This is a genomic window from Mycobacterium sp. TH-M82 (assembly GCF_057473605.1).
In genome coordinates this window covers 1-5,958 of sequence record NZ_JBYCKY010000727.1, presented here as the reverse complement: position 1 = coordinate 5,958, position 5,958 = coordinate 1, and the positions used below count along the sequence as shown (strand labels likewise).

Here is a 5,958-nt window from a genome sequence, read left to right as displayed (position 1 = left end):
ACTATCGCATGTTTATTGCATGCAGACGGGGAAGACCCGGCAAAAACCGGGTCTGACCTGCACAAATAAGGGTGCGCGATACTGGGATTGAACCAGTTCAAGCACTTTGCTAGCGTGGGCGTGTTGACCGGTCAAAACCAGCTATCTACCTGGTTTGACCTCGACCAGTATAACTGGAAATCTCCGGAACGCTCGTAGGGTTTCGTATGCTAAGTCAGGTCACGCTGAGGTCATGACCTGACTTCGCCAGTAAAACACCAGGAGCACACAATGACGCGCGGCACCGGCCGGAAGAACCGCACCACAGGCACATTCGGCTCCGTCGACAAGCTCGCCACCGGCTACCGCGCCCGCTACTTCGGCCCCGACGGCCGCCGCTACAAAGCGCCGACGTTATTCCTCACCCAGAAAGACGCCCGCGGCTGGCTCTCGCTGCGGCAGGCCGAGATCATCGAAAAAGCGTGGCGGCCGCCGAGCGCCGCCGAGCAGGCCCCCGCCCCGAGACTCACCTTCAAGACATACGCCCGCCGGTGGCTCACGCACCGCGACTTGAAGGACCGCACACGCGAGCACTACGAGAAGCTGCTCGACGACCATATTGAGCCGACGTTCGGCGCGCTGCCGATCGCCTCCATTACGGCCGACGACGTACGCGCCTGGCACGCGAAGATGGGCGCAAGCACGCCGACACTGCGGGCACACGCCTACGGGCTGCTGCGCACGATCATGGGCACGGCGGCCAGCGACGGCAAGATCAGCATCAACCCGTGCGTGATCCGCGGCGCCGGTAACGCGAAACGAGTCCACAAGATCCGGCCCGCGACTCTGCCCGAGCTGGCCGCGCTCGCCGAGGCGATGCCCGAGCACCAGCGGGTGATGGTGCTGCTCGCTGCGTGGTGCGCACTTCGGTTCGGCGAGCTGACCGAGCTGCGTCGCCGGGACATCCTGTTCGGCCAGGACGAGCCCGACGAGCCCGGCGGTGAACCGCAACGGTGGGGCGTGATCCATGTCGAGCGGGCCGTCGTCCGCACAGATGCCGGCTTTCAGGTGACGACACCCAAGAGTGACGCCGGTACACGGGACGTGGCGATTCCGCCGCATCTGCTGGCCGCTGTTGAGGACCACCTCGATCGGCACGTCGAGCCCGGCCGCGACGCGTTGATGTTTCCCGCGCAGCAGGGCGGCCACCTGGCCCCCGCATCGCTGTACCGCAGCTTCTACAAAGCGCGCTCGGCCGCCGGGCGCCCCGATCTGCGGTTCCACGATCTGCGGCACTCAGGCGCGGTGCTGGCAGCCGCGACGGGCGCCACGCTGGCTGAGCTGATGGCCCGGCTTGGGCACTCAACCCCGGCGGCCGCGATGCGCTATCAGCACGCCGCCCAGGGCCGTGACCGGCAGATCGCCGCGTTGTTGTCGAAGCTTGCCGAAGGGTAGGCCGCCAGCGGCGCTGCACGGCAGCGCACGGCACCGTACAGCCACGGGTTGTAGACCAGTCACCATGCGCTGCAACGTAATACAATTTATGGGTAACGCAGAACCGCGGAACATTCCGCTAAACTGACCGGCAACACCAAATACCTTGCTCTGCCGCCACCTCATCGGCCCCGACTGAGAGCGGATTAGTAATCAAGGTGCGCACCCGCCGGGGTGTGCAGACCATTAGTGCCGCAACAACTGCATACGGGCGCGATTTGCGATGACTGTCGGATCGGGGAGGCAGTGCTCATCGAGGTCGGGCGACACACCAGGAACACCTGCGTGTCGACCGATCCTCTCAGTTGCCCTTGATCGGTCGACCCCGACTGACAAGGAAAAGCAATGCCGCACAGCACAATTCGTAGCCCCTGGATGACTCAGCGCGAAGCTGCTGACTATCTGCGCCTCACCGACCGGCACATTCGAAACCTAATCGCCGACGGCCGACTCACCGGGTTCACAGTCGGCGGCCGCCGCACCATGCGCGTACGCCGCGAGGAAGTCGAAAGCCTGATGCAGCCCATCCCGACGGCGGCCACCGCGTGAGCGACAGCCGGTGACGGTGGCCGCGGGCGATCCACCAGGCCGCCCGCGGCCACCCAACCAACAAACAAATTCCGACCTCACACCAGGAGCAAGGAACCGTGCACCGAAATGACCACGACAGCAGCACAAATGGAAAACGCCCCGGCCACCAGCCAGGGCGCTCCCGAACCAAATAACCAACTCCACCAGGAGGACACCCATTTTAGCAGCGCGCCGCGGCGGATCTGCTCGATGGCCGAATGGGCAGCCGAACACGGCTGGCCCACAGCCGCAGAGATCGAGGCGCACCAGGCGCGCAAAGCCGAGCGCGACGAAGAAATTAACTTCGCGCTCTGGGAAGCCGAAACCGCCCGCGCGCAAGGAAACGTCACCGACGCCGAATACACAGGCTGGGTCTGCGAGATCGGCCGCGAGTTCGACCTGCCGATCACCACGCCCGAGGAGCTTGCTGTCATGGCCGCACCGGCCACCGACCAGGAATCAGCCAATCTCGCATGGGCCGAGGAATACACGCAAATGACCCCCACAGAACGTGCAATCACCGCCAGAGTGCTCGGCGACACTCTCACCGAAGAGCAACACAGGCTCCTCGCTGAGCACGACGCCGGATCGGTGTTCGACCCCGGCGTCCCCCTCCCGTCCGTACCCGACGTAAACGGCGGCGAACGAATAGACTTCGTGAAAGCCTCCACCCTGCGCACCCGCGCAGCCGAATGGGCGTGGGAGTACGACGGCGGCGGCCGAATACCCCGAACCGCGCTCACCCTATTTGCCGGGCGCCCCGCAGCCGGAAAATCAACTACGGCAAGATGGTTCGCCGCAGGCTGGACACGAGGCACCCTCGACGGCTGTTTCCTCGGCCACCCCATCAACGTGCTGTACGTGGCGACCGAGGAAGCCCTGGAAGAAGTTGTAGCGCCGTCCCTCATCGCCGCCGGTGCCGACATGGACCGGATCGTCGTCGCCACCGAAAAGAACACACCCGCACGACTCAAATCCGTTGAGCACGAAGAGATCATCACGCAACGATGCGTCGATAACAATGTTCGCGCCATCGTGCTCGACCCGCTCATGTCAACCATCGGCGGCCGCAGCGACGTGAACCGGACCAACGAGATGCGCGACAGGCTCGACCCGTGGGTGCGGATCTCCGAGGCGATCAACGGCCCTATCCTCGGGATCTGCCACCTCGTCAAGACGCCGGGCGGTGACGTCCTCGCCGCGATCAACGGGTCATCGGCGTTCGGGGAGGTCGCCCGCGCCGCATTCGGCTTCGCCGTTGACCGCGACGGCGACGACGACGCCCGCATCATGTCGCAGGTGAAAAACTCGTTCGGCCGCGACGGCCTCAACCTGGCGTACAGGATCGGGGTGCGGGACATGGTGCTCGACGACGGCGAGACTTCCCAGGTACCACGATTTGAACTCGTCGGCCCCACCGACCGGGCCGTGCGAGACATCCTCGTCGAGGAACGATCCACCCGCACAGAGTCCGGCGTCGAGCGGTGCCAGAAATGGTTGAAGGGCTACCTCACCTTGCACGGCGAATCGACGAGCACCGACGTGTTCGCGGCGGGGGCCGAATTCGGCTTCTCGCTGCGGATGATCCAACGGTCCGCTCCGAAGCTGGACGTAGCGGTGCAGCGAACCCGCGGGGTGCCTTCGCGCACGCTCTGGTCGCTTCCGGCCGCACCCGAAACGGGGGCCACCGCGTGAGTCAGCAACCCAGTCGTGCCACAAGTCAGGCCAAATACACAGACATGTCGCGACTGGCACGTCTAATTGCAAAATCTAGGTCATTACTGCACTTCAAGCCCAGTTGCGCCACTCGCGACACTCGCGCCTGTATGACCGCCTGCCTGACACCTTGTCGCGACTGGCACCCCGACGGCACACGGCGGCCCCAGCCCGCGTAACGACCAACCCAGCCAGCAAACAAATCCCCGACCGAGAGGAACGCATGAGCACCACCCGGCGCGACCCAACACCGGCAGAACCCGGCGGCCCCCAGCAGCCCCGCTGCGGACGCACACGCCTCAACGGCACCGTCTGCCAATCGCCGGTGGCCCGTCCTGGCGCCGCCTGCACGTGGCACGCCCACCAAACACTGCACGCCGCTGCGGTGGCCCCCCGATGACCGGGGTCGAACTGTGGGAGCCACTGCCAGGCGGCTGGCCCTACCAGCGCAGTAACCGCGGCCGAGTGCGGTCCCTTGATCGGATGACCCACGGCGGCCGCCGCACTTGGCGCGGCCGCATCCTCAAAGTGCAGCACCCCAGCGGCGGCCGCCGTGCCGGGGGAGGCGGCCCGCGCGTCACCCTGTCCGACGGAAACCGCCGCGCCACGTACTACCTGCGAACAGGCCGACTGTCCTGCTGGCGCGACCACCTCCGGCCTGCCGCTGAGAGCCGTTCTACCGCATTGGAGACTTCCGCATGACCAACGACGCCACCAACCCCGAGCCCGCGGCGGAGACGCCCGCCCAGGCCACCGCGCGCCGCCTCGCCTACACCGGTGTACTCGGCCCGATCGACCGCAGTAGTCGAGTCGAGCAGCTGCAGCAGCGCCGCGACATCGACCGCGCCCGCTGGCTGGGCGTCGCCTGCTTCCGCAGACCGCCGACACCCGCCGAGGAAGCTTTGATCACGCCGCATTACCAACAGCCGCAACGCGTTTCGACGTGTGTCGACGTGTCCGGTCACGGGGGCGCGCGTTGGCGTCGCCGCTGGCCCGAGCTGGCCGCCAACACCGACACCGCCCGCGACGCCTTCGCCCAGGTGCCCGCCGGGCGCAGCAGGAAGCGAATCGACCTGTGACCGCGGAACTATCACCTACCGAGATCCGCGCGTGCATCTACGCGCTGTCGGCCGTGCGCCGCGGGCACCTCACCGCAGGCCGCCGTGTGCCTCCGTCGGTCGAGGCCGCCTGGCACCGGCTCCGGTCGGAGAGGCTGCACCTACCGCGCAGCGAGAAACGCGTGGCGCGACCGCGCCAGGACGACAGGCCCGGTCTTGCAAACTGTGGCGTGTCCGAATGGTTGGGAGCGAAAGCGGCAGCCGCCGAAATTGGTTGCAGCGTCAGAACGGTGCAGCGTCACCGCGACGCGATCGGCGGCGAGATGTTCGGCGGCCGCCTACTGTTCCCCGCCAACGAAGTCAGCCGATACGCCCGACTGAAAGCCTATGAGAGACAACGCAAATGAGTGACCTGACACCCGAAGTAGAGCAACGGACTGCCGATATGAGCGCCGAGGAGTTCGACGACCTCTGTGCCCGCACCCGCATCCCCGAGGAACCCGCCGACCCGATGGAACGCGCCGCCGCCGCGATGCGCCGATCACGCGGCCTGGGCCGCCCCCGCAAGGCGACCAAAGAGCAGGCCGCAGCCGCACTACGCCAGTACCACGACTAGACCGAAACCTGTTAGGAGACAACGCAAATGCAACCCTGGAAGAACAGCCGAAACAGCGCACTATTTCAAGCTCACGGCCTGCTCGATCAGCTCGCCGACCGCAAAATCACCCTGCCCGAGCCGGTGGCCGCCGCCGTCGACACCCTCACCCGCATCGAGGACACCGCGCCGAAGCCGCCCGCCCAGAACGCCATCCGTGAGGCCATCCTTGCCGACCGCGACGCCGACCACATCAACGGCCTGTTGCTCGCCGAGCTGGCCCACCAGCGCCACGCCGCCGAACACCAAAACGCGAAGGTGGACGCCGCCCTGGCAGTCCTGGCCGCCGTCATCGACACCCACGACGACATCTACCCGCAGCTCAAAGCGCAGGCAGATAAGGCCATCGCACACATGACTGCGGCCGCGAAGCTGCCCAGCCAAGACGTGATGCGGAGCCTGTCAACATTTCTGAGACACGATTTTCGGATATTTAGAGAGTTGGGATGTTCTCCTTCGGTGTTGGTGGCGGGTTGATCGTGCTGA

Annotated in this window: 8 protein-coding genes; all 8 read left to right on the top strand. The window is 66.0% G+C overall.

What is annotated here, in order from left to right:
- Nucleotides 1-270 precede the first annotated feature (270 nt).
- The 8 genes from AC2VON_RS21490 (at nucleotide 271) to AC2VON_RS21455 (ending at nucleotide 5,949) form a co-directional block, all read left to right on the top strand.
- The gene (locus AC2VON_RS21490; protein ID WP_486954668.1) at nucleotides 271-1,434 is read left to right on the top strand and encodes a tyrosine-type recombinase/integrase; all 1,164 of its coding nucleotides are present in this window, start codon (nucleotides 271-273) and stop codon (nucleotides 1,432-1,434) included.
- Between the two features lie 414 nt (nucleotides 1,435-1,848).
- On the top strand, nucleotides 1,849-2,022 hold the full coding sequence (locus tag AC2VON_RS21485; RefSeq protein ID WP_486954667.1) for a helix-turn-helix domain-containing protein: 174 nt from the start codon (nucleotides 1,849-1,851) through the stop codon (nucleotides 2,020-2,022).
- 108 nt (nucleotides 2,023-2,130) lie between these two features.
- Nucleotides 2,131-3,738 carry an AAA family ATPase gene (locus AC2VON_RS21480; protein WP_486954666.1) on the top strand — a complete coding sequence of 536 codons (1,608 nt, stop codon included), beginning with the start codon at nucleotides 2,131-2,133 and terminating at the stop codon, nucleotides 3,736-3,738.
- A 417-nt stretch (nucleotides 3,739-4,155) separates the two neighbouring features.
- Entirely contained in the window at nucleotides 4,156-4,461 is a 306-nt protein-coding gene (locus AC2VON_RS21475) for an NUMOD4 domain-containing protein (protein ID WP_486954665.1), read from the top strand.
- Nucleotides 4,458-4,838, top strand: coding sequence for a hypothetical protein (locus AC2VON_RS21470; protein ID WP_486954664.1), 381 nt, complete (start codon nucleotides 4,458-4,460; stop codon nucleotides 4,836-4,838). Before AC2VON_RS21475 ends, AC2VON_RS21470 begins: the two co-directional genes overlap by 4 nt.
- A 209-nt stretch (nucleotides 4,839-5,047) precedes the next feature.
- Nucleotides 5,048-5,224 (top strand): hypothetical protein, encoded by a 177-nt coding sequence (locus AC2VON_RS21465; RefSeq protein WP_486954663.1) that lies wholly within the window; start codon nucleotides 5,048-5,050, stop codon nucleotides 5,222-5,224.
- Nucleotides 5,221-5,433 carry a hypothetical protein gene (locus AC2VON_RS21460; RefSeq protein WP_486954662.1) on the top strand — a complete coding sequence of 71 codons (213 nt, stop codon included), beginning with the start codon at nucleotides 5,221-5,223 and terminating at the stop codon, nucleotides 5,431-5,433. The genes AC2VON_RS21465 and AC2VON_RS21460 overlap by 4 nt, the downstream gene beginning before the upstream one ends.
- Before the next feature lie 27 nt (nucleotides 5,434-5,460).
- Nucleotides 5,461-5,949 (top strand): hypothetical protein, encoded by a 489-nt coding sequence (locus AC2VON_RS21455; RefSeq protein WP_486954661.1) that lies wholly within the window; start codon nucleotides 5,461-5,463, stop codon nucleotides 5,947-5,949.
- Nucleotides 5,950-5,958 lie beyond the last annotated feature (9 nt).